Annotated in this window: 1 pseudogene; it reads right to left on the minus strand. The window is 34.9% G+C overall.

The features are described 5' to 3' along the window. Nucleotides 1-421, minus strand: a pseudogene (locus tag H4J70_RS20265) (DUF2779 domain-containing protein); the annotation flags it as partial.

The following is a 421-nucleotide window of genomic DNA, read 5'->3' on the forward strand; positions in this document are numbered from 1 at the left end:
TTTTTAAAACATGTTTTTGAAAAGCAACATCAAAAATGTACGGCTTCCATTTTGAATCAAGCTTGTCACCTTTTTTATTATGAAAGTCACCATTGTCTTTTACTGAATAAGATTTTGCTTTCACTTCAATTAACTCAAAGTGATTACCTTTTTTAACTAATACATCAACACGAATAAACAAGTTATTGAAACGAATAGCGGGTTCAAAAATCACGACTTCATCAAGCGCTAGAAGCTCTAATGTTTGTTTTTCAGCTTCATCGTAGTCAAGCGTAGTAATGTCAAAACCATTAGAGTAATACTGCTTAGCTAATTCGCCAACTTGATGACCACCATCAGCAAGGGCTGCTAAGAATGGGTCATCAAGCATGGTATTTGGGTATTCTTTTTTACCGGTATAGAAAAGCTTGGTTGGGCATTC

The organism is Colwellia sp. BRX8-9, assembly GCF_014077245.1.
GTDB lineage: Bacteria > Pseudomonadota > Gammaproteobacteria > Enterobacterales > Alteromonadaceae > Colwellia_A.